The following is a 22835-nucleotide window of genomic DNA, read 5'->3' as shown; positions in this document are numbered from 1 at the left end:
GCCCCTTATTTATAAACAAATTGATTAGATTAATAAGCTATTGTTTATGAATAATACACGCTAATTCTTGCTTTACGAACAAAGCAGATTAAAACAGTAACAAAAAAGCATCAAAGCCATAACACTAAAACCCCAAAAAAAACCCACCAAATTCACTAGGTTACACACCTAAATAACAGAAACCATTATTGATTTTTTGTTACAAAGACCACATTATGAATGAACCTATGTAGAAATTTAAGGTGTTTGTTATGGATACTACATTCATTGCTGAACCTATAGTAAGCATTGACGAAAAGTTGTTGGGCGTTGAGCTTCTCACTCGCTTCATTTCCCCAGATGGACGCCCCCTTCATCCTGAGTTCGTAATTTCATCTTGGGATTTAGATAGGAAACGGGTTTTCCTATACGAACAATGCGGAAACATTGCCAGTATGCAAATGTGGTTCGAACGAAAGAATCTATTTTGTACACTGAACATTGATCAGCAAATGGCTTTTCTGATACGTCATGACTACATACTTAGACAAACTTTCGAATCGATGCCATTCATCAAACTTGAGCTTTCTGAGAATTTCCTAGGTTTAGATAAAGGATTAAAAAACCCCTTGTTAAAGTCGCTGAGCCAGGGTGTGAATGGGCTGTGGCTCGATGACCTTGGGGCAGGTAATTCGAATGTAGTTAGTTTGATAGAAGGTTACTTTGAAGTAGTAAAAATAGATCGCATTTTCTTTAATGAGCAGGTGAAAAAACCAACCTTCTACGAATTAATTGTATTAATTAAAAAATACTGCGATAAAATTATTATTGAAGGCATTGAGGATAGAAAAAGTATGGAAATCTTGCGTGAAGTAGGCATTTGGGGGTTACAGGGTTATCTTTTTAAATCCATCCCATTTGAGAACGTAGTTTCCTTGGTATAGCTCGAATCATCTTCCTTTGACCTGCCCCACGATTAGATACAACACTCAGTTAGTAACGTCGGAATCTTCATTCTCAGAATGACCCTTTCTCCAGCCCGCTGCAAATTCAGACGGTGTCTGATAATTCAGCGTGGAGTGCGGGCGGCATTCGTTATAATCCTGCCGCCAGTCATTAATAATTTTCCTAGCATGAACGATATCGCTGAACCAGTGCTCATTCAAACATTCATCGCGAAATCGTCCGTTAAAGCTCTCAATAAATCCGTTCTGCGTTGGCTTGCCCGGCTGGATTAAGCGCAACTCAACACCATGCTCAAAGGCCCATTGATCCAGTGCACGGCAAGTGAACTCCGGCCCCTGGTCAGTTCTTATCGTCGCCGGATAGCCTCGAAACAGTGCAATGCTGTCCAGAATACGCGTGACCTGAACGCCTGAAATCCCAAAGGCAACAGTGACCGTCAGGCATTCCTTTGTGAAATCATCGACGCAGGTAAGACACTTGATCCTGCGACCGGTGGAAAGTGCGTCCATGACGAAATCCATCGACCAGGTCAGATTGGGCGCCGCCGGACGGAGCAGCGGCAGACGTTCTGTTGCCAGCCCTTTACGACGTCTTCTGCGTTTTACGCCCAGGCCACTGAGGTGATAAAGCCGGTACACGCGCTTATGATTAACATGAAGCCCTTCACGGCGCAGCAACTGCCAAATACGACGGTAGCCAAAACGCCTGCGCTCCAGTGCCAGCTCAGTGATGCGCCCTGATAAATGCGCATCAGCAGCCGGACGGTGAGCCTCATAGCGGCAGGTCGACAGGGATAAACCTGTAAGCCTGCAGGCACGACGTTGCGACAGACCGGTCGCATCACACATCAACATCACGGCTTCCCGCTTCTGGTCTGTCGTCAGTACTTTCGCCCAAGAGCCACCTGAAGCGCCTCTTTATCCAGCATGGCTTCGGCAAGCAGCTTCTTGAGTCTGGCGTTCTCTTCCTCAAGCGACTTCAGGCGCTTAACTTCAGGCACCTCCATACCGCCATACTTCTTACGCCAGGTGTAAAACGTGGCATCGGAAATGGCATGCTTGCGGCAGAGTTCACGGGCGGGTACCCCAGCTTCGGCTTCGCGGAGAATACTGATGATCTGTTCGTCGGAAAAACGCTTCTTCATGGGGATGTCCTCATGTGGCTTATGAAGACATTACTAACATCGGGGTGTACTAATCAACGGGGAGCAGGTCAAAGTGGTGAAATTTGCAGGGACGACGATACAGCTTCACCTGTTACCAACAAACCTTAGAAGAGCAGTTGATCAACAAGTGGCAGGGGCAGCCAACCACCAAGAAGCCCGCCCCCGCCGTACTCAACATTCCCAACGGAGAGAAGGAAATGCCGAACAGCAGCATTATGACGTTAGCGCTCGCGATGTGCAACGTAAGCAACGGTAAAACCGTCCGAATCCCTGCCATGACAGGAAGCCAGCTTCATTTGCTTATGATGTGGCTACGGGCTTTGAAATAACCATAACGAACGAGGAGATAAAATGGCGACATACAATTCTTATTCAATCAAGCAAGACATTGAACTCTATCAAGAAGAGTTGCAGGAAAAACACCCACGGCTATCTGAGAAACGGTTAGATGCGATCCTTGAGGTGAAAAGTGCAATAGCGCTACGTTTTAAAGACATTGCCGACAAGGACGAAGCAGCGAAAGAGCACATTGCTGTATGCAACATTATCCGAGCCAACAAAGAACTAAGTAAGGCTGATTTCTCGAAGTTTATGGACTTTGCGCAAATGTACTGGCGACAGTATCAAAGCGAATGTGCTCAAGAAGCCTAACCAATTTCTTGACGGGGGCGCAATGCCCCTTTTTCTTTAGGGTATTACTCCCCGTTGGTTTTATCCCCGTCCTCTTGCCGCATAGATTCGATAAACTCCCGTTGTTCCTGTGTGAGTGCAAGCTCGTCCAGCAAGCGATCCAACTCTTCTTCAGGTGATTCCTCTTGAATCTGTCTGTTCCCGGTAACCATACTCACCCTTGATTTATTCAGATTAATCTTAGGTTAACCAGGGTGCAGAAAATGCCCAACTCACAGATTTTAGAGAATAGAAGCCATAATGCCCGTTGGTGGTAAGACAACGTGCGGAGCCGTTAGGCGACTTCATCAGGGTTATGTCAGACAGTGAAGTTTATCAGGATGACCATGTACCCGAAGGAGCGAGGCCGAACCGCTGGCAGAGCCGGATCTGTAGCTACCGGAGCATCACCACCATAAACCTGTTTATTCCCTGCAACGTCATCACGACGTGTGGCATGGGGGAGCATCGGCAAAAAATGCGCTTCACTGTAAGGTTATGAGAAGTGCGATCCGTCGCTGCCTGGTGTAGGCTTTGCGTTCATTGTTGGGCTATCGCGGTAAGAACTTGAAACCACCGCCGACGATTGGCTACACTCTCATCTCACCGAGTAACCATTCGTGACAAGTCTCAAAGTAGTGAACTATGGTAGAACGCCTCAGCATGTTAGTAAGCACTACTGCGTAACATGCTGAAAGAACCGGAGTTTTTTCGAACGGTTCCACCTGGGGAGATGCTGGAGCGGGCGAAGGGAATCGAACCCTCGTATAGAGCTTGGGAAGCTCTCGTTCTACCATTGAACTACGCCCGCGTTGAGGTGCGTAAAGCATTATAGACCTTACGCCTCTGCTGACAAGAGACCGGCTCGCTAAGTGGCGATTAAATAATCACTTAGCACTTCGGTTTACCACCTGGTGCCGGTAAATAGCGGATCGGATCGATAGCCGTCGCCCGGTAGCGGATCTGGAAATGGAGCGCCACGGTATTGGATCCGGTGCTGCCCATGGTGGCGATCTTCTGCCCTGACTTCACGTTTTGCCCATTATTCACCAGCATCGTGTCGTTATGGGCATAGGCGGTGATGTAGTCCTCGCCGTGCTTAATCATGATCAGGTTGCCATAACCCCGCAGCTGGTTGCCGACATAGACCACCTTGCCTGCATCGGAGGCATACACCGGCGCGCCGCGGGTGCCGGCGATATCAATGCCTTTGTTTCCCCCTTCCGCAGTGGAGTACGGAATCACCACTTTGCCGCTGGCAGGCCAGACCCAGCAGCGCTGCCCGACAGGCGGCCAGGAGGATTTAGGTACGGTGTAAGAAGGGGTGACCGCGGCGGTTTTACCGCTGCTCTTTGAGGAGGATTTTCTGGCCGTGCTGCTGCTGCCGTTAATCTTCAGCTTTTGCCCCACTTCGATGGTGTAAGGCGGGGAAATATTGTTCAGGCGCGCCAGATCCTTCACGCTGGTGCCGGTTGCACGTGATATACGGTACAGCGTATCACCGCGTTTAACGGTATACACAGGACCAGAATCCGATGATTTACTGCCCGCACATCCCGCCAGCAACAGGGCCAGGGTCAGGCAAAACAGAGCAGAAACAGGGTTTTTCGTCGGGCTTCCTGCAAACAAAACAGTACCTCGGTCAACGTGAATGGCAGCGCTATCATAACAGTCTCAATCAGGATGCCAATAGCACCCTGAGCGACAACCCGTTTAGCAGCGATTACGATATAATCGCCCAGCCAGGCCGTGCTGAACTTACTGGAATGCTAACAGGTCAGTATCGCCCGGTAATTTCAGCACGGGAGCTACAATGGGAACGCACGAACACGTCATTTTAGTTAACGACCACGGAACGGTTATTGGCACACAGGAAAAGTACGCCGCACACACCTCGCACACCCCTCTTCATCTGGCCTTCTCATGTTGGTTATTCAATGCCAGGGGGGAGACGCTGGTTACGCGTCGCGCCATGAGCAAGAAAGCCTGGCCCGGCGTCTGGACCAACTCCGTTTGCGGACATCCGCAACAGGGGGAATCTCTGGAGCAGGCCATGATCCGCCGCTGCCGCTATGAAGTGGGCGCAGAGATCGCCGGGATCTGCCCGGTCGCACCGGCATTCCGCTACTGCGAAACCGATCCTTCCGGGATTGTCGAAAATGAGATCTGCCCCGTCTTCGCGGCGCTCGCCGTTAACACCGTGATCATCAACCGCGACGAAGTGATGGATTATCAGTGGGTAACGCTGGAGGCGATGCTCGGCGCGCTGGAGGCCACTCCCTGGGCGTTCAGCCCGTGGATGGTGATGGAAGCCCAGGCAGCGAGAGACACCCTGCTTCGCTTCGCGGCAAACGCCAGGCAATAAAAAAGCCCCGACGCGTTATACGCCGGGGCTTTTTATCAACAATGACTTATTTTACCGGACGCATCGCCGGGAAGAGGATCACGTCGCGGATGGTGTGGCTGTTGGTGAACAGCATCACCATACGGTCGATACCGATACCCAGACCCGCCGTTGGAGGCAGGCCGTGTTCCAGGGCGGTCACGTAGTCTTCGTCGAAGAACATCGCTTCGTCGTCGCCTGCGGCTTTCGCATCAACCTGATCCTGGAAACGCTGCGCCTGATCTTCTGCATCGTTCAGCTCGCTAAAGCCGTTGCCGATTTCGCGGCCACCGATGAAGAACTCGAAGCGGTCAGTGATTTCCGGATTCACATCGTTACGACGTGCCAGCGGAGAAACTTCAGCCGGGTATTCGGTGATGAAGGTTGGCTGAATCAGGTGCGCTTCGGCCACTTCTTCGAAGATCTCGGTCACGATACGGCCCAGACCCCAACTCTTCTCAACCTTGATACCGATGCTCTCAGCGATCGCTTTCGCAGAGTCGAAGTTATCCAGATCCGCCATCTCAGTTTCCGGACGGTATTTCTTAATCGCTTCACGCATGGTCAGCTTAGCGAACGGCTTACCGAAGTCGAACACCTCTTCGCCATACGGCACTTCGGTGGTGCCCAGAACGTCCTGCGCCAGGGTGCGGAACAGGGATTCGGTCAGCTCGATCAGATCTTTGTAATCCGCGTAGGCCATATAGAGTTCCATCATGGTGAACTCTGGGTTATGACGCACGGAGATGCCTTCGTTACGGAAGTTACGGTTGATCTCAAATACACGATCGAAACCGCCCACCACCAGACGCTTCAGGTACAGTTCCGGCGCGATACGCAGGTACATGTCCAGGTCCAGGGCATTGTGATGGGTGATGAATGGACGCGCGGAGGCTCCGCCCGGGATCACCTGCATCATTGGGGTTTCCACTTCCATAAAGTCGCGGTTAACCATGAACTGGCGGATACCGGCCATGATCTTAGAGCGAATTTTGAAGGTATTGCGGGATTCATCGTTAGAGATGAGATCCAGGTAGCGCTGACGGTAACGCGCTTCCTGATCCTGCAGGCCGTGGAACTTGTCCGGCAGCGGGCGCAGGGCTTTGGTCAGCAGACGCAGCTCGGTGCAGTGGATGGAGAGCTCGCCGGTCTTGGTTTTGAACAGCTTGCCTTTGGCGCCCAGGATATCGCCCAGGTCCCACTTTTTGAACTGCTCGTTGTAGATGCCTTCAGGCAGATCGTCGCGAGAAACATACAGCTGAATGCGGCCGCCAACATCCTGCAGCGTAATAAAGGAGGCTTTACCCATGATACGACGGGTCATCATACGGCCAGCAACGGCCACTTCGATGTTCAGCGCTTCCAGCTCTTCGTTCTCTTTAGCGTCGAAGTCAGCGTGCAGTTGGTCTGAGGTACGATCGCGACGAAAATCGTTCGGGAACGGCACGCCCTGCTCGCGCAGCGCAGCCAGCTTCTCGCGGCGGGTTTTCAGTTCATTATTAAGATCGGCTACCGCGTCAGCGCCCTGTGCTTGTTGTTCAGACATGTTGGTTCCTCATAACCCTGCTTTCAAACTTGCTTCGATAAATTGGTCCAGGCTGCCATCCAGCACCGCCTGCGTGTTACGGGTTTCGACACCGGTACGCAGGTCTTTGATGCGGGAGTCATCAAGGACGTAAGAACGGATCTGGCTGCCCCAGCCGATATCAGACTTGTTATCTTCCATCGCCTGTTTCTCAGCATTTTTCTTTTGCATCTCCAGCTCATAAAGCTTCGCTTTCATCTGCTTCATGGCCTGGTCTTTGTTTTTATGCTGGGAACGGTCGTTCTGGCACTGAGTCACCAGACCGGTAGGGATGTGGGTAATACGCACCGCAGATTCCGTACGGTTAACGTGCTGACCACCCGCACCGGATGCGCGGTAGACGTCGATACGCAGATCTGCCGGGTTGATTTCGATGTCGATATCTTCGTCCACTTCCGGATAGACAAAGGCGGAGCTGAACGAGGTATGACGGCGACCGCCGGAGTCGAACGGGCTCTTACGCACCAGACGGTGTACGCCGGTTTCGGTACGTAGCCAGCCGTAAGCGTAATCGCCAATAATCTTGATGGTGACAGATTTCAGGCCTGCCACTTCGCCTTCAGACTCTTCGATAATTTCAGTCTTGAAGCCGCGGGCTTCAGCCCAACGCAGATACATACGGGTCAGCATGCTGGCCCAGTCCTGCGCTTCTGTACCGCCGGAACCGGCCTGGATATCAAGGTAGCAGTCGGCGCTGTCGTACTCGCCGGAGAACATACGACGGAATTCCAGCTGTGCCAGCTTCTCTTCCAGCCCATCGAGCTCTGCGACAGCTTCGTTGAAGGTCTCTTCGTCGTCGGCCTCAACGGCCAGCTCCAGCAGCCCGGAAACATCATCCAGACCCTGCGCCATTTGATCCAGCGTATCTACGATAGCTTCGAGAGAGGAACGCTCTTTACCCAGCGCCTGTGCGCGTTCAGGTTCGTTCCAGACGTCCGGCTGTTCCAGCTCGGCGTTTACTTCTTCAAGACGCTCTTTCTTGGCATCGTAGTCAAAGATACCCCCTAAGAACGTCGGAGCGCTCGGTGAGGTCCTGAATGCGGTTTTTTACCGGATTAATTTCAAACATGGTCTGTTTTCTTTTATGGACGAGTAAAAATGCGGTGTAAGGGCGGAATTGTACCGGATTCACGCCCTTTTTTATAGCGGAATAGTGATGCTAAAGTGGCCAGATATGGTCAATGATGATTTGCAGGCTGCGGTTGCCGCGAAACTCGTTAATATCCAGTTTATAGGCCAGTTCGACTTCGCGTACGCCGTTATCAGGCCAGATTGTGGTATCCACGTTAAAGGCGATACCGTCCAGCAGCGGGCCGCCGCCAACCGGTTCTACCATCACCTTCAGATGCCGTTCACCCACCAGCCGCTGCTGCAGCAGGCGGAAACGTCCGTCAAACAGCGGCTCCGGGAACATCTGTCCCCACGGACCGGCGTCGCGCAGCATCTGCGCCACCTCCATGGTCATATCCGCCGGCGCCAGCGGGCCATCGGTGACCACTTCGCCCCGGAGCAGAGCCGGATCCAGCCAGTCGGTAACCAGCTCGCTGAACAGGCGCTGGAACTGGTCAAATTTCGCCTCTTCCAGCGACAGTCCCGCCGCCATGGCGTGGCCGCCAAATTTGATCATCAACCCCGGATGCAGCGTATGCAGGCGCTCCAGCGCGTCGCGCATGTGCAGCCCCTGAATCGAGCGCCCGGAGCCTTTCAGGGTGCCGTCGCCTGCAGGGGCAAAGGCGATCACCGGGCGGTGAAAACGCTCTTTAATGCGCGAGGCGAGGATGCCCACCACCCCCTGATGCCACTCGGGGTGATACATCGCCAGCCCGCCGGGCAGCGAGTCGCCGCTGCGCTCCAGCTTTTCGCAGAGGATCAGGGCTTCGGCCTGCATCCCCTGCTCGATCTCTTTGCGGGTCTGGTTCAGCGCGTCCAGCTCGTTCGCCAGCACGCGCGCCTCGCCGATGTTATCGCACAGCAGCAGCGCTACGCCCACCGACATATCGTCCAGACGTCCGGCAGCGTTCAGACGCGGGCCAAGGGCAAAGCCGAGATCGCTGGCCGCCAGCCGCAGCGGGTCCCGGTTGGAGATCTCCAGCAGCGCCTTGATACCCGGACGGCATTTTCCCGCCCGAATGCGGTTCAAACCCTGCCAGGTCAGAATACGGTTATTGGCATCCAGCGGCACCACGTCCGCTACGGTGCCCAGCGCCACCAGATCGAGGAATTCCGCCAGATTAGGCGGCGCAATACCTTTAGCGTCAAACCACCCTTCATCACGCAGCCGTGTACGCAGCGCCAGCATCAGATAGAAGGCCACCCCCACTCCCGCCAGCGATTTCGACGGGAAGTCGCAGTCGCGCAGGTTGGGGTTAATGATCGCTTCTGCCGCCGGTAAGGTATCGCCAGGCAAGTGGTGATCGGTGACCAGCACCGGGATGCCAAACTCATGCGCGCGCTCAACCCCGGCATGGGAGGAGATCCCGTTGTCCACCGTCAGGATCATCTGCGCGCCGCGGGCGTGAGCCTGATCCACCACTTCCGGGCTCAGGCCATAGCCATCCTCAAAGCGGTTCGGCACCAGATATGAGACGTTGTCGCACCCCATCGCCCGCAGGCTGAGCACGCTCAGCGCGGTACTGGTGGCGCCATCGGCGTCAAAATCCCCCACCACAATGATGCGCGTCCCCTCCCGCAGGGCGTTGTACAGCAGATCGGTGGCGCGTTCGACGCCGCTAAGCTGCTGCCAGGAGAGCATGCCTTTTACGCTGCGTTCAAGGTCATCTGCATTTCGCACACCACGGCTGGCATACAGCCGACGCAACAGCGGAGGGAGCGTCGCGGGTAACGCGGCGCTCTCGTCCACTTCACGACGACGAAGTTGTGTCGAAGATTTCACGCGAATTATTTACCACCAAACTGTTTCTGGTGCGCATCAAGGAAGGTTTTCATCTCTTTCGGCCCCTGGTAGCCCGGCACCACGTAGCCGTTGCTCAGCACGATCGCAGGCGTACCGGTCACACCAAACTGCACGCCCAGCGCGTAGTGATTGGCAATGTCGATGTCGCAGGAGGCAGGCTGAACGCCTTTACCGCTCATGGCATCATCAAAGGCTTTGTTGCGATCTTTCGCACACCAGATGGCCTTCATGTCCTGCTCAGGCTGGCTCTGCACGCCCGCACGCGGGAAGGCGAGATAGCGCACGGTGATCCCCAGCGCGTTGTAGTCTTTCATCTCTTCATGCAGCTTGTGGCAGTAGCCGCAGGTGATGTCGGTAAAGACGGTAATGACATGTTTTTCCTGCGCCGCTTTGTAGACGATCATCTCTTTTTCCAGCGCGTTCAGGTTTTTCATCAGCATCTGGTTGGTAACGTTAACCGGCTGCGCGCCGCTCACGTCGTACAGCGGCCCCTGGATAAAGTGCTTACCGTCTTCGGTCACATACAGCACGCCGCTGTTGGTCAGTACCGTTTTCATGCCCGCAACGGGCGCAGGCTGAATTTCGCTACTGGTGACACCGAGCTTCGCCAGAGACTGTTTAATGGCCGCATCGTCAGCATGCGCCAGACCGGATAATGACGCTGCCAGCAGAGAGAACAGCACTAAAGACTTTTTCATATTGGTTCCTGTTACAAGTCATCACGCACGTGGGTGATGCTGTTGGTGTAGCTGCCGCAGGCGTTCCGTCGCGACATGCGTGTAGATTTGCGTCGTTGACAGGTCACTGTGCCCAAGCAGCATCTGGACCACGCGCAGATCGGCGCCGTGGTTCAGAAGATGGGTCGCAAACGCGTGACGCAGAACGTGCGGCGAAAGTTTTTCACTGTCGATACCCGCCAGTGTGGCGTAATGTTTGATGCGATGCCAGAAGGTTTGACGTGTCATTTGCTGCGCGCGCTGGCTGGGAAACAGCACGTCAATGGAGACACCGTTCAGCAACCATGGGCGGCCATGCTGAAGATAGTTCTCCAGCCAGTAAACCGCCTCTTCGCCCAGCGGCACCAGACGCTCTTTATTGCCTTTGCCGATCACCCGTACCACGCCCTGGCGCAGACTGATATCGCTCATCGTCAGCCCGACCAGTTCAGACACGCGCAACCCTGTGGCATAAAGCACTTCGAGCATCGCTTTATCGCGTAACTCCAGCGGTTGGTCAACCACTGGCGACTGTAATAATCTCTCAACTTGTGCTTCGCTGAGATCTTTTGGCAGACGCTGGGGCAATTTTGGCGACGCCAGTGCCGCACTGGGATCATCAGGGCGTATCTTCTCGCGGTAAAGGTGCTGAAACAGACGCCGCATGGCGCTCAGCAGCCGCGCGGAACTGGTGGCTTTATATCCCCCTTCCATCCGCTCGGCAAGCAGCGCCTGCAGATTGTCGCTTTGGGCCGTGGTCAGAGAGAGATCATGATGGTGTAACCATGCCACCAGCATCGCCAGATCGCGTCGGTAGGCGCTGAGGGTGTTCTCGGCAAGATTCTTCTCCAGCCAGAGCGCATCGAGAAACTGTTCGATGAGTGAGAGATCCTTTTCCACGTCCGCCTCTTTCGTTCTGCAATGGGGCATTATGCCTGAATGGGTCTTGTTTCTGGTACACTACTCGCAAAGTCATAGCAAGTATTGAGACATTTTAGCGATGAATATTGGTCTGTTTTATGGTTCCAGCACCTGCTACACCGAGATGGCCGCAGAGAAAATTCGCGACATTATCGGCCCGGAACTGGTCACCCTGCACAATCTCAAAGATGATGCCCCCTCGATGATGGAGCAGTACGACGTGCTGATCCTCGGCATCCCGACCTGGGATTTCGGTGAACTGCAGGAAGACTGGGAAGCCATCTGGGATCAGCTCGACTCCCTGGCGCTTGAAGGCAAAATTATCGCGCTTTACGGTATGGGCGATCAGCTGGGCTACGGCGAGTGGTTCCTCGACGCGCTGGGGATGCTGCATGACAAGCTGGCACCGAAAGGGGTGACGTTCATTGGTTACTGGCCGACAGAAGGCTATGAGTTTACCAGCAAGAAACCGATTATCGCCGACGGAGAACTGTTTGTCGGGCTGGCCCTGGATGAAACCAACCAGTATGACCTCAGTGAAGAGCGCCTGCAGAGCTGGTGCGAGCAAATCCTTGGCGAAATGGCGGAGCAGTTCAGCTAAACCACTACCGCCCCTGCGTCGGCTGGTGCGACATCATCCGACGCAGATCCCGCCACTCCGCTTCATCCATACTGTCTGCCGCCAGCCATAAATGATGGCAGCGCTGACCCGCGCCTTTGCGTAAGCGGAGCATCATGCCGGATTTCAGCATCCACGGCGTGCCGACAATTTCCCACTCGCTGTCTTGCCAGTGCAGACGGGAATCCATAAACAGTTTGATTTCACCCTGACGGGCGTTAATGCGCCGCTGACTGCGTACGCTATCAAACACCACCAGCGACAGTAGCATCAGCCATAATGGGGTGTAGCTCAGCGGCCACGGCATCAAAAGAATAACAGCCGCGACCAGGCCGTGGAGCAGAAGCGACATCCACTGGGCGCGCCATGAGACGCGTAGATCAGATTGCCACAGGACCACGTTCCTGATTCCGTGTCTGAATTAAAAGCACCATCCGTTGCAGCTCGGCGTCGGCAGGTTTGCCGTGATTCATCAACCAGTTAAATAAATCGGGATCGTCGTTCTCCAGCAGGCGGACGAAGAGATGCTTATCCTCATCGCTCAGGCTGTCATATTCATATTCGAAGAACGGCATGATGGAGATATCGAGTTCGCGCATGCCGCGACGGCATGCCCAGTGAATGCGGGCTTTGTTATTAATGTCCATGTCTGATTCCTGCATAACGTTGAGTTCAGGCAGTGTTCCGTTCGTATCGGCAGAGAAACGTGCTCAACCGGGAAGAAACGGCTCTTAGTGTAACGTGTTTTTGCTGTTTCATTACTGGAATATTACGTTCCAGGAGCAGGCTTCCACAAAAAAACACAATAAATAAGCGTGTTCAGCTGTTTTGCGTAGCGTTACGCAGATTAGGCTAAGGGCACGAATAGCCTGTTGAAACCGCTTGCAATGGCTACAGTCTCTTTTACCATTAGGCATTATCAAAGCGTTAAGCAATTCAGGACATCAATATGGCATTTACACCCTTTTCTCCGCGCCAGCCTGTCGCCTCTGCGCGTCTGCCGCTGACGCTTATGACCCTTGATGACTGGGCGCTGGCAACCCTCGTCGGCGTGGACAGCGAAAAGTACCTGCAGGGCCAGGTGACCGCGGATGTCAGTCAGCTGACCGAACACCAGCATCTGCTGGCGGCGCACTGCGATCCCAAAGGCAAGATGTGGAGCAACCTGCGCCTCTTCCGTCGTCAGGATGGTTTTGCCCTGATCGAACATCGTAGCCTGCGCGACGCCCAGCTCACCGAGCTGAAAAAGTATGCGGTATTCTCGAAAGTGACCATCGCGGCCGATGACGAGCTGGTGCTGCTGGGTGTGGCGGGCTTCCAGGCGCGCGCCGCGCTGAAAAACCTGTTCAGTGAACTGCCTGATGCAGAAAAACAGGTCACTAACGACGGGGCTACTTCGCTGCTGTGGTTTGAACATCCGGCAGAGCGTTTCTTACTGGTAACCGATGTCGCTACCGCCGAGCGCGTGACCCAGGCCGTGCGTGGCGAAGCGCAGTTAAATAACAGCCAGCAGTGGCTGTCGCTGGACATTGAAGCGGGCATCCCGGTTATCGAGGCGGCCAACAGCGGGCAGTTTATTCCGCAGGCAACCAACCTGCAGGCGCTCGGCGGTATCAGCTTTAAAAAAGGCTGCTATACCGGTCAGGAGATGGTGGCACGTGCGAAGTTCCGCGGCGCCAACAAACGCGCGCTGTGGTATCTGGCGGGTAAAGCCAGCCGCGTACCTGAAGCTGGTGAAGATCTGGAGCTAAAAATGGGTGACAACTGGCGCCGTACCGGCACCGTGTTGGCTGCCGTTCAGCTTGACGATGGCCGCCTGCTGGTTCAGGCCGTGATGAATAATGATATGGAGCCAGACAGCGTGTTCCGCGTGCGTGAGGATGTGAATACGTTAAGCATCGAGCCGCTGCCGTATTCGCTGGAAGAGTAACGCCTGTGAGTGCCGGGTGGCGGCTTCGCCTTACCCGGCCTACGGATTTTGTAGGCCCGTGCAAGCGAAGCGCCGCCGGGCAAAGCGGAATCAAACCTGCCCGACGTACAGATAAATCGCCAGGAAATGGCACACGCTGCCGCCCAGTACAAACCCGTGCCAGATAGCGTGGTTATAGGGGATGCGCTTGCAGACGTAAAAAATGACCCCCAGCGAATAGACAATTCCGCCCACCGCCAGCAATGTCACGCCGCCCGCCGCCAGTTTTACCGCCAGCTGATAGATCACAATCAGCGACAGCCAGCCCATGGTCAGATAGGTCACCAGTGACAGCACCTTAAAGCGGTGCGCGATGGTCAGCTTAAACAGGATCCCCAGCAGCGCCAGGCTCCAGATAACAATCATCAACCCGCGCGCCAGGGGTGAATCCAGCCCCACCAGCAAAAACGGCGTATAGGTTCCGGCAATCAGCAGATAGATGGCGCAGTGGTCAAATTTCTTCAGCCAGATCTTGGCCCGCTGATGGGGAATGGCGTGGTACAAGGTGGAGGCCAAAAACAGCAGGATCATACTCCCGCCGTAGAGGCTGTAACTGGTGATCGCCAGCGTGCTGGCGTTAGTGTCGATGGCCTGCACCAGCAGCAACACCAGCCCAACGATGCCAAACACCAGGCCAATACCGTGGCTAATGCTGTTGGCTATCTCCTCAGCCAGCGAATATCCCTGTGTGGTTAATGGTTTGCTAACCATAGATAACTCCGGGAAAACAAAAGTGAATAATGTCTCGCTGTCTATGCTAACTGAGAATGATTCCAGTGAACACCTGTTCGCTAAAATAAATATCAGTTTAAAATTTATTTATTACAATCATAAGGTTGAGAAGTTATTTCGGCTAACGACCGTTCACACAAAAACTCAAAGGCATTTAAATTCAATGACATAAAACTGATGCTGGTCCGGGTAAATGTCTGTAATTACCCGCTTCAGTTCGTCCAGGGACATGTTCTCCTGTTGAGCATGTTTTTCACTCAGCGTATCGAGCGTGACCGTCGACGTGCCTGTAACCTCAATGGTGCAGAAGTAGCCGTCATCTTCATAACGCCCCACCCGCAGCACATCGCCCGCTTTGAAATGTGATTCGCTTTCATCGCGGAGAGTAATGGTCTTACGTCCGGCCAGAATGTCATCCTGAAAGCGCTGAAAAAAAGTAATGTCGTTTGGCTGCATGTTATTATTCCCTGAAGATGAAGTCTGATGAGTGAGTTTAGCCCCAGTGAGCATGTTCTCCCATTCCGCCATTGCCAGCCTCAACAACCTGGAGATGATGGTCTACAACACCGTCATTAAAAACCGCGATCGGGTAATGTACATGACCATTCGCGAACTGGCGGATGCGGCGGGGGTCTCCACCACCACCGTGCTGCGCTTTTGCCGCAAGTTAAACTGCGATGGCTATTCGGAGTTCCGCGTGCGGTTTAAATTATATCTTGAGCAAAACGAACCGCAGCAGGCTAATTTTGGTGCCAGTGAGATTATCAGTTTTTTCAAAAGCGTAAACAACGACGAATTTGACGCGCTATTAAATAACGCCGTGGATATTATATTATCCTCAGAGCGTATTATATTTGTCGGCGCTGGCACCTCAGGTTCGCTGGCAAAATATGGCGCACGGTTCTTTTCCAATATTGGAAAATTCAGCAACCATATCGACGACCCTTATTTCCCGGTCACCAACGATATGGCGAAAAACGCGCTGGCGATTGTGCTCTCAGTCTCGGGCGAAACCGAAGAGATCCTGCGCTTCGCCAGCCAGTTCAGCCTGCATCACTGCAAGGTACTCTCCATTACCAGCCACGAACATTCGCGACTGGCGAAGCTGGCGGACTTCAATCTCTCCTGGCACGTGCCGCAAACCCGCATTGGTGGCGTCTACGATATTACCACGCAGATTCCGGTGATTTATATTCTTGAATCGCTGGGGCGCAAACTGGCGAAGAAATTAACGGAATAAAACACCCTGTTTTTTCGGTGTGACATATTACAACTCTCACGAATTGTTATATCGTGACATTTTATTCCCCTTTGTTAGACTCAAAAACAATAGCAATAAATGAGATTAGCAAAGATGAAAAAACTCACCTTACCAAAAGACTTTTTATGGGGCGGCGCGGTTGCGGCGCATCAGGTTGAAGGCGGCTGGAACAAAGGCGGCAAAGGCCCGAGCATTTGTGACGTGCTGACCGGCGGCGCGCACGGCGTACCGCGTGAAATCACCCAGGAGGTGGTTGAGGGCAAATACTACCCTAACCACGAGGCCATCGACTTCCACGGTCACTATAAAGAAGATATCAAGCTGTTTGCCGAGATGGGTTTCAAATGCTTCCGCACCTCCATCGCCTGGACCCGTATCTTTCCGAAAGGTGACGAAACCCAGCCCAACGAAGAGGGGCTGAAGTTTTACGATGACATGTTCGATGAGCTGCTGAAATACAACATCGAGCCGGTCATCACCCTCTCCCACTTCGAAATGCCGCTGCACCTGGTGCAGGAGTACGGCGGCTGGACCAACCGTAAGGTGGTCGATTTCTTCGTCAACTTCGCTGAAGTGGTCTTTGAGCGCTACAAGAGCAAGGTCAAGTACTGGATGACCTTCAACGAAATCAACAACCAGCGTAACTGGCGCGCGCCGCTGTTCGGCTACTGCTGCTCCGGCGTGGTCTATACCGAGCATCAAAACCCGGAAGAGACCATGTACCAGGTGCTGCATCACCAGTTCGTGGCCAGCGCCCTGGCGGTGAAAGCCGCCCGTCGCATCAACCCGGAAATGAAAGTCGGCTGTATGCTGGCGATGGTGGCGCTCTATCCGTTCTCCTGCAAACCAGAAGATGTGATGTTTGCCCAGGAATCGATGCGTGAACGCTATGTCTTTACCGACGTGCAGCTGCGGGGTTACTACCCGTCCTACGTGCTGAATGAGTGGGAGCGCCGCGGTTTCACCATCAATATGGAACCGGGCGACGAGCAGATCCTGCGTGAAGGCACCTGCGACTATCTGGGCTTCAGCTATTACATGACCAACGCGGTGAAAGCGGAAGGCGGCACCGGCGATGCGATCTCCGGCTTTGAAGGCAGCGTGCCGAACCCGCACGTGAAAGCGTCCGACTGGGGCTGGCAGATTGACCCGGTGGGCCTGCGTTACTCCCTGTGCGAACTCTATGAGCGCTATCAGAAACCGCTGTTTATCGTGGAAAACGGCTTTGGCGCGTACGACAAAGTGGAACAGGACGGCAGCATCAATGATGACTACCGCATCGACTACCTGCGCGCGCACGTGGAAGAGATGATGAAAGCGGTCACTTACGATGGTGTGGATCTGATGGGCTACACCCCGTGGGGCTGCATCGACTGCGTGTCGTTCACCACCGGCCAGTACAGCAAACGTTACGGCTTTATCTATGTGAACAAGCACGACGACGGCACCGGCGACATGTCCCGTTCGCGTAAGAAGAGCTTTGAGTGGTACAAAAAAGTGATCGCCAGCAACGGCGAGACGCTTTAATCCGGCATTGCCGGGCGGCGCTGCGTTTGCACCGGCCTACAGCGATCGTAGGCCCGGTAAGCGTAGCGCCACCGGGCGTTACTTCCCGCCCGCTAACTCAATAAAACTGCCCGTCACGTACGAGGCTTTCTCGCTCAGCAGCCAGACAATCGCCTGCGCCACCTCTTCCGGCTGGCCGCCGCGCTGCATCGGCAGCATCGACTTCACCCGATCCACCCGCCCCGGTTCACCGCCGGAGGCATGAATGTCGGTGTAGATCAGCCCCGGACGGACACAGTTCACCCGGATGCCCTGGGCCGCCACTTCCAGCGACAGTCCGGTCGTCAGGGAGTCCACCGCCCCTTTCGAGGCTGCATAATCGACATATTCCCCCGGCGCGCCGAGTCGCGAGGCCGCAGAAGAGACGTTTACAATCGCCCCGCCTTTCCCGCCATGCTTCAGCGCCATGCGCTTCACCGCCTCACGGCAGCAGAGGAAATACCCGGTCACGTTAGTGGCCAACACGCGGTTAATCCGCTCGGCGGAGAGGTTCTCAATGGTGCTCTGCTCGAAGAGAATCCCGGCGTTGTTGACCAGCGCGGCGAGGGGCTCCCCTTCGCGATCGAGGCTGTCGAACATCGCCATGACCTGCGCTTCGTCGCTGATATCCGCGCGCAGGGCAAAGGCTCTGCCGCCCTCTTCTATAATCTGATTGATCACGTCGGTGGCGGCGCTGATGTTGTGGTGATAATTCACCGCCACGTTATAACCCACACGCGCCAGTTCAAGCGCCGTCGCTTTGCCAATCCCACGGCTGGCGCCGGTGACTAATGCGATTGCCATCTACAACCTCCGGATAAAAAAAAGCCGGGTGGCGCTGACGCTTACCCGGCCTACAGTATGACAGAAAGATTACTGGTATTCGCTCATCGGCACACAGGAGCAGAACAGGTTACGGTCGCCGTAAACGTCATCAAGACGCTTCACGGTCGGCCAGTACTTGTTGGCTACGCCTGCCGGGAAGACCGCCAGTTCGCGGGTGTAACCGTGGTTCCACTCCGCCACCAGTTCGTTCTGGGTATGCGGCGCGTTAACCAGCGGGTTATCTTCCAGGGTCCACTCACCGGCCTTCACGCGGTCGATTTCGCTGCGGATCGCCAGCATCGCATCAATAAAGCGGTCCAGCTCAACTTTGCTTTCGGACTCAGTTGGTTCAACCATCAGCGTACCCGCAACCGGGAACGACATGGTCGGGGCGTGGAAGCCGTAGTCGATCAGACGCTTGGCGATATCCAGTTCACTAATACCAGTCTCTTCTTTCAGAGGACGAATATCGAGGATGCACTCGTGCGCCACGCGACCATCACGGCCGGTGTAGAGCACCGGATAGGCATCTTTCAGACGCGTCGCGATGTAGTTGGCATTCAGGATCGCCACCTGGCTGGCCTGCTTCAGCCCTTCCGCGCCCATCATGCGGATATACATCCAGCTGATTGGCAGAATAGAGGCGCTGCCGAACGGTGCCGCAGAGACCGCGCCCTGACGGGTCAGCATGCCTTCGATCTGCACCACGCTGTGGCCCGGAACAAACGGCGCCAGGTGCGCTTTCACACCGATTGGGCCCATACCCGGACCGCCACCGCCGTGCGGAATGCAGAAGGTTTTATGCAGGTTCAGGTGCGACACGTCCGCGCCGATAAAGCCTGGCGTGGTGATCCCCACCTGGGCGTTCATGTTGGCCCCATCAAGGTAAACCTGGCCGCCATACTGGTGCACAATTTCGCACACTTCGCGGATGGTCTCTTCATACACGCCGTGAGTGGACGGATAGGTGACCATGATGCAGGAGAGCTTATCGCCGGTCTGTTCCGCTTTCGCACGTAGGTCAGCCAGGTCGATGTTGCCGTTTTTATCGCAGGCCACCACCACCACTTCCATCCCTGCCATCTGGGCCGATGCCGGGTTGGTGCCGTGGGCGGAGCTTGGGATCAGGCAGATATCGCGATGCCCTTCGTTACGGCTCTCGTGGTAATGGCGGATCGCCAGCAGACCTGCGTATTCACCCTGGGCGCCGGAGTTTGGCTGCATGCAGAGGGCGTCGTAGCCGGTCAGTTTCACCAGCCAGTCGGAGAGCTGGTTGATCATCTGGTGGTACCCTTCCGCCTGATCGGCCGGGCAGAATGGGTGCAGTTCAGCGAATTCCGGCCAGGTGATGGGGATCATCTCGGCGGCGGCGTTCAGCTTCATGGTGCAGGAGCCCAGCGGGATCATCGCCTGATTCAGGGCCAGATCTTTGCGCTCCAGAGAGTGCATATAGCGCATCATCTCGGTTTCGCTGTGATAGCGATTAAAGACCGGATGCGTCAGGATCGCGTCATCGCGCAGCATGCTCGCCTGAATGGAGCGGCTGTCGTGCGCCACCTCTTTATCGAGGGTATCCACGTCCAGACCGTGGTCTTCATCCAGCAGGACGTTAAACAGCACCTGTAGATCGTCACGGGTGGTGGTCTCATCCAGGGTGATGCTGACCGCATTCAGGATATCGCTGCGCAGGTTAATCTCTGCCGCTTCTGCGCGTGCCAGCACGGCAGCTTTGTCGGCCACGTCAACGCACAGGGTATCGAAGAAGTGGGCGTGACGCAGTTTTTGACCTTTCTGCTGCAGGCCACAGGCGAGAATATCGGCCAGGCGATGAATGCGGCTGGCGATACGCTTCAGGCCAACCGGGCCATGGAAGACCGCATAAAGGCTGGCGATATTGGCCAGCAGTACCTGAGAGGTACAGATGTTGGAGTTCGCTTTCTCACGGCGGATGTGCTGCTCGCGAGTCTGCATCGCCATGCGCAGGGCGGTGTTGCCGGCGGCATCTTTCGATACGCCAATAATACGGCCTGGCATGGAGCGTTTGAATTCATCTTTAGCGGCGAAGAAGGCCGCGTGCGGGCCGCCGTAGCCCATCGGTACGCCGAAGCGTTGCGCGGAGCCGAAGACGATATCCGCACCCTGTTTGCCCGGGGCGGTTAACAGCACCAGCGCCATAAAATCGGCCGCCACGCTGACGACAATTTTGCGCCCTTTTAGCTCGGCAATCAGTTTGGCGTAATCGTGCACTTCACCGGTGGTGCCAACCTGCTGCAACAGCACGCCGAACACATCCTGGTGATCCAGCACTTTATCGGCATCATCAACGATCACCTCAAAGCCAAAGGTCTCTGCACGGGTACGTACCACGTCGAGGGTTTGCGGATGAACGTCGGCTGCGACGAAGAAGCGGTTTGCGCCTTTCAGTTTGCTGACGCGTTTTGCCATCGCCATCGCTTCTGCGGCGGCAGTGGCTTCATCCAGCAGCGAGGCAGAGGCGATATCCAGACCGGTCAGATCCAGCGTCACCTGCTGGAAGTTGAGCAGCGCTTCCAGACGGCCCTGAGAGACTTCCGGCTGATAAGGGGTGTAGGCGGTGTACCAACCCGGGTTTTCCAGCATGTTGCGCAGGATCACCGGCGGCAACTGCACGTTGGTATAGCCCATGCCAATGTAAGACTTAAAGCGCTTGTTCAGGCTGGCAATGCCTTTCAGTTCCGCCAGGGCGGCATATTCAGTGGTCGATTCCCCCACCTGCGGCGGCGTGTCGAGCTGAATATCCTTTGGCACAATCTGGCCGATCAAGGCGTTGAGCGAATCCGCGCCAACCGTCTTCAGCATCTCCTGCTGTTGCTGAGCATCCGGCCCAATGTGACGTTCGATGAAGGCGCCACGGTTTTCAAGCTGGCTTAAAGTCTGTGTCATGAGCGATGGTTCCTGAAACGTGCAGTGAATCGTAGTTGTCTGTAACTCTGTTGCCCGGTGGCGCTAACGCTTACCGGGCCTACGCTGTTCTGGAGGCCGGATAAGCGCAGCGCCATCCGGCACAACCTTATTCGTCTTCCAGTAAGGCTTCGTACGCGGTGGCATCCAGCAGGGCGGCAACTTCCGCTTCGTCACTGGCTTTGATTTTGAAGATCCAGCCTTCGCCGTAAGGCTCGCTGTTGACCAGCTCCGGGGAGTCGCTCAGGGCGTCGTTAACCGCCACGATTTCACCGCCCACTGGCGCATAGATATCAGAAGCGGCTTTAACAGATTCCGCTACGGCACAGTCGTCGCCGGCGGTCACGGTCGCGCCCACTTCCGGCAGATCCACGAAGACCATGTCACCTAACAGCTCCTGAGCATGTTCGGTGATCCCAACGGTATAGGTGCCGTCGGCTTCTTTGCGCAGCCACTCGTGTTCTTTGCTGTATTTCAGTTCTGCTGGCACATTGCTCATTGAATTTCTCCTGATAAAAATAATTAGGCGACCGGTTTACCGGCGCGAACAAAAATCGGTTTGGTCACGCGGACCGGCATTTCGCGGTTGCGGATCTGCACCACGGCCGTCTCGCCAATGCCCGCCGGCACACGCGCCAGCGCAATACTGTAACCCAGCGTCGGGGAGAAGGTGCCGCTGGTGATAATGCCTTCGCAGTGGTTGCCACTGGCATCGGTGAAACGTACCGGCAGCTCGCCGCGCAGGACGCCTTTCTCGGTCATCACCAGGCCAACCAGCTGTTCGGTGCCCTTCTCGCGCTGCTGTTCCAGCACTTCACGACCGATAAAGTCGCGATCGGCTGGTTCCCAGGCAATGGTCCAGCCCATGTTAGCCGCCAGCGGAGAGACCCCTTCGTCCATCTCCTGGCCATATAAATTCATACCGGCTTCCAGACGCAGCGTATCGCGCGCGCCCAGACCTGCCGGCTTAACGCCCGCTTCCACCAGCGCACGCCAGAAGTCAGCCGCTTTTTCGTTCGGCATCGCAATTTCATAGCCCGCTTCACCGGTGTAGCCGGTGGTCGCCACAAAGAGATCGCCCGCCTGCACGCCAAAGAACGGCTTCATGCCTTCGGTGGCTTTACGCTGTTCGTCATTAAACAGGGAGGCGGCTTTCGCCTGGGCATTTGGTCCCTGCACCGCGATCAGCGACAGGTCGTCACGTACGGTGATGTCGATGCCGTAAGGTTCAGCGTGTTGGGTGATCCAGGAGAGGTCTTTTTCGCGGGTGGCGGAGTTTACAACGAGGCGGAAGAAATCTTCAGAGAGGTAATAGACAATCAGGTCGTCAATAACGCCGCCGGAGGCATTCAGCATGCCGCTATAGAGCGCTTTACCCGGCGTCTTCAGTTTGGCGACGTCGTTTGCCAGCAGATAACGCAGAAACTCCCGGGTGCGGCTGCCGTGCAGATCGACAATGGTCATGTGAGAGACGTCGAACATACCGGCATCGGTGCGCACCGCATGATGCTCATCAATCTGCGAACCGTAATGCAGCGGCATCATCCAGCCATGGAAATCGACCATGCGTGCACCGCATAAGGTGTGTTGTTCATACAAAGGCGTCTGTTGAGCCATCTTATCCTCGTTGAATGAGCTGGGCTGTC

The 22835-nt window shown here is 55.1% G+C and carries 22 protein-coding genes and 1 tRNA gene; 7 read left to right on the top strand and 16 right to left on the bottom strand.

Annotated elements, in window-relative coordinates:
• Positions 1 to 251 precede the first annotated feature (251 nt).
• Entirely contained in the window at positions 252 to 923 is a 672-nt protein-coding gene (locus DVA43_RS22835; protein WP_063215959.1) for an EAL domain-containing protein, read from the top strand.
• A gap of 45 nt (positions 924 to 968) precedes the next feature.
• Here the strand turns inward: DVA43_RS22835 and DVA43_RS22830 are convergent.
• Positions 969 to 2089, bottom strand: a protein-coding gene (locus DVA43_RS22830; RefSeq protein WP_087451024.1) for an IS3-like element ISSen4 family transposase whose coding sequence is annotated in 2 segments (ribosomal slippage) — positions 969 to 1831 and positions 1831 to 2089 — 1122 coding nt in all. Because the reading frame shifts where the segments join, the coding sequence is not laid out codon by codon here.
• 372 nt (positions 2090 to 2461) lie between these two features.
• Here DVA43_RS22830 and DVA43_RS22820 point away from each other — a divergent pair.
• Positions 2462 to 2761, top strand: a complete 300-nt coding sequence (locus DVA43_RS22820; RefSeq protein ID WP_062773082.1) for a hypothetical protein — start codon at positions 2462 to 2464, stop codon at positions 2759 to 2761.
• Positions 2762 to 3516: 755 nt separating this feature from the next.
• Here DVA43_RS22820 and DVA43_RS22815 read toward each other — a convergent pair.
• Positions 3517 to 3590, bottom strand: a tRNA-Gly gene (locus DVA43_RS22815).
• An 80-nt stretch (positions 3591 to 3670) separates the two neighbouring features.
• Positions 3671 to 4408 (bottom strand): amidase activator ActS, encoded by a 738-nt coding sequence (gene actS, locus DVA43_RS22810; RefSeq protein ID WP_114316862.1) that lies wholly within the window; start codon positions 4406 to 4408, stop codon positions 3671 to 3673.
• A gap of 184 nt (positions 4409 to 4592) precedes the next feature.
• Here actS and idi point away from each other — a divergent pair, with 184 nt between their 5' ends.
• Entirely contained in the window at positions 4593 to 5144 is a 552-nt protein-coding gene (gene idi / locus DVA43_RS22805; protein WP_114316861.1) for an isopentenyl-diphosphate Delta-isomerase, read from the top strand.
• 46 nt (positions 5145 to 5190) lie between these two features.
• Here idi and lysS read toward each other — a convergent pair whose 3' ends face one another.
• The 5 genes from lysS to xerD form a co-directional block, all read right to left on the bottom strand.
• Positions 5191 to 6708: a lysine--tRNA ligase gene (lysS, locus tag DVA43_RS22800; protein WP_103822764.1), complete on the bottom strand. Its 1518-nt coding sequence runs from the start codon at positions 6706 to 6708 to the stop codon at positions 5191 to 5193.
• Between the two features lie 9 nt (positions 6709 to 6717).
• A protein-coding gene (gene prfB, locus DVA43_RS22795) for a peptide chain release factor 2 (protein WP_103176869.1) occupies positions 6718 to 7816 on the bottom strand; the annotation gives its coding sequence in 2 pieces (ribosomal slippage) (positions 6718 to 7740 and positions 7742 to 7816; 1098 coding nt in all).
• A 90-nt stretch (positions 7817 to 7906) separates the two neighbouring features.
• A complete protein-coding gene (recJ, locus tag DVA43_RS22790; protein ID WP_114316860.1) occupies positions 7907 to 9640 on the bottom strand; it encodes a single-stranded-DNA-specific exonuclease RecJ in 1734 nt (577 codons plus the stop codon).
• A 5-nt stretch (positions 9641 to 9645) separates the two neighbouring features.
• Positions 9646 to 10359 (bottom strand): bifunctional protein-disulfide isomerase/oxidoreductase DsbC, encoded by a 714-nt coding sequence (gene dsbC / locus DVA43_RS22785; protein ID WP_114316859.1) that lies wholly within the window; start codon positions 10357 to 10359, stop codon positions 9646 to 9648.
• A 21-nt stretch (positions 10360 to 10380) separates the two neighbouring features.
• On the bottom strand, positions 10381 to 11307 hold the full coding sequence (gene xerD / locus DVA43_RS22780) for a site-specific tyrosine recombinase XerD (protein WP_255584722.1): 927 nt from the start codon (positions 11305 to 11307) through the stop codon (positions 10381 to 10383).
• 70 nt (positions 11308 to 11377) lie between these two features.
• On the opposite strand from xerD, the gene fldB reads away from it, so the two are divergent.
• Positions 11378 to 11899, top strand: coding sequence for a flavodoxin FldB (gene fldB, locus DVA43_RS22775; RefSeq protein WP_103176873.1), 522 nt, complete (start codon positions 11378 to 11380; stop codon positions 11897 to 11899).
• 4 nt (positions 11900 to 11903) lie between these two features.
• Here the strand turns inward: fldB and DVA43_RS22770 are convergent, their stop codons facing one another.
• Entirely contained in the window at positions 11904 to 12317 is a 414-nt protein-coding gene (locus DVA43_RS22770; protein WP_103822769.1) for a protein YgfX, read from the bottom strand.
• Entirely contained in the window at positions 12298 to 12564 is a 267-nt protein-coding gene (gene sdhE / locus DVA43_RS22765) for an FAD assembly factor SdhE (protein WP_103176875.1), read from the bottom strand. Before sdhE ends, DVA43_RS22770 begins: the two co-directional genes overlap by 20 nt.
• Positions 12565 to 12866: 302 nt before the next feature.
• Between sdhE and ygfZ the strand changes: the two genes are divergently transcribed.
• A complete protein-coding gene (gene ygfZ, locus DVA43_RS22760; protein ID WP_114316858.1) occupies positions 12867 to 13847 on the top strand; it encodes a tRNA-modifying protein YgfZ in 981 nt (326 codons plus the stop codon).
• Positions 13848 to 13937: 90 nt separating this feature from the next.
• Here the strand turns inward: ygfZ and DVA43_RS22755 are convergent, their stop codons facing one another.
• Both DVA43_RS22755 and yqfB read right to left on the bottom strand, forming a co-directional pair.
• On the bottom strand, positions 13938 to 14597 hold the full coding sequence (locus DVA43_RS22755; protein ID WP_114316857.1) for a hemolysin III family protein: 660 nt from the start codon (positions 14595 to 14597) through the stop codon (positions 13938 to 13940).
• A gap of 165 nt (positions 14598 to 14762) precedes the next feature.
• Entirely contained in the window at positions 14763 to 15074 is a 312-nt protein-coding gene (gene yqfB, locus DVA43_RS22750; protein ID WP_114316856.1) for a N(4)-acetylcytidine aminohydrolase, read from the bottom strand.
• Positions 15075 to 15126: 52 nt separating this feature from the next.
• Here yqfB and DVA43_RS22745 point away from each other — a divergent pair, with 52 nt between their 5' ends.
• Positions 15127 to 15858: a MurR/RpiR family transcriptional regulator gene (locus tag DVA43_RS22745; protein ID WP_114316855.1), complete on the top strand. Its 732-nt coding sequence runs from the start codon at positions 15127 to 15129 to the stop codon at positions 15856 to 15858.
• A gap of 114 nt (positions 15859 to 15972) precedes the next feature.
• Positions 15973 to 17406, top strand: coding sequence for a 6-phospho-beta-glucosidase (locus DVA43_RS22740; protein ID WP_114316854.1), 1434 nt, complete (start codon positions 15973 to 15975; stop codon positions 17404 to 17406).
• Between the two features lie 78 nt (positions 17407 to 17484).
• Here the strand turns inward: DVA43_RS22740 and DVA43_RS22735 are convergent, their stop codons facing one another.
• The 4 genes from DVA43_RS22735 to gcvT form a co-directional block, all read right to left on the bottom strand.
• Complete coding sequence (locus DVA43_RS22735; RefSeq protein ID WP_114316853.1) at positions 17485 to 18228, bottom strand: SDR family oxidoreductase; 744 nt, start codon at positions 18226 to 18228, stop codon at positions 17485 to 17487.
• Positions 18229 to 18297: 69 nt separating this feature from the next.
• A complete protein-coding gene (gcvP, locus tag DVA43_RS22730) occupies positions 18298 to 21171 on the bottom strand; it encodes an aminomethyl-transferring glycine dehydrogenase (RefSeq protein ID WP_114316852.1) in 2874 nt (957 codons plus the stop codon).
• A 127-nt stretch (positions 21172 to 21298) separates the two neighbouring features.
• Complete coding sequence (gene gcvH / locus DVA43_RS22725) at positions 21299 to 21688, bottom strand: glycine cleavage system protein GcvH (protein ID WP_039029826.1); 390 nt, start codon at positions 21686 to 21688, stop codon at positions 21299 to 21301.
• Positions 21689 to 21711: 23 nt separating this feature from the next.
• A complete protein-coding gene (gcvT, locus tag DVA43_RS22720; protein WP_114316851.1) occupies positions 21712 to 22806 on the bottom strand; it encodes a glycine cleavage system aminomethyltransferase GcvT in 1095 nt (364 codons plus the stop codon).
• Positions 22807 to 22835: the final 29 nt, after the last annotated feature.

This window comes from Leclercia sp. W6 (assembly GCF_003336345.1).
Taxonomy (GTDB): Bacteria; Pseudomonadota; Gammaproteobacteria; order Enterobacterales; family Enterobacteriaceae; genus Enterobacter.
The sequence above is the reverse complement of the archived record's forward strand: the minus strand, read 5'-3'. Positions and strand labels throughout refer to the sequence as shown.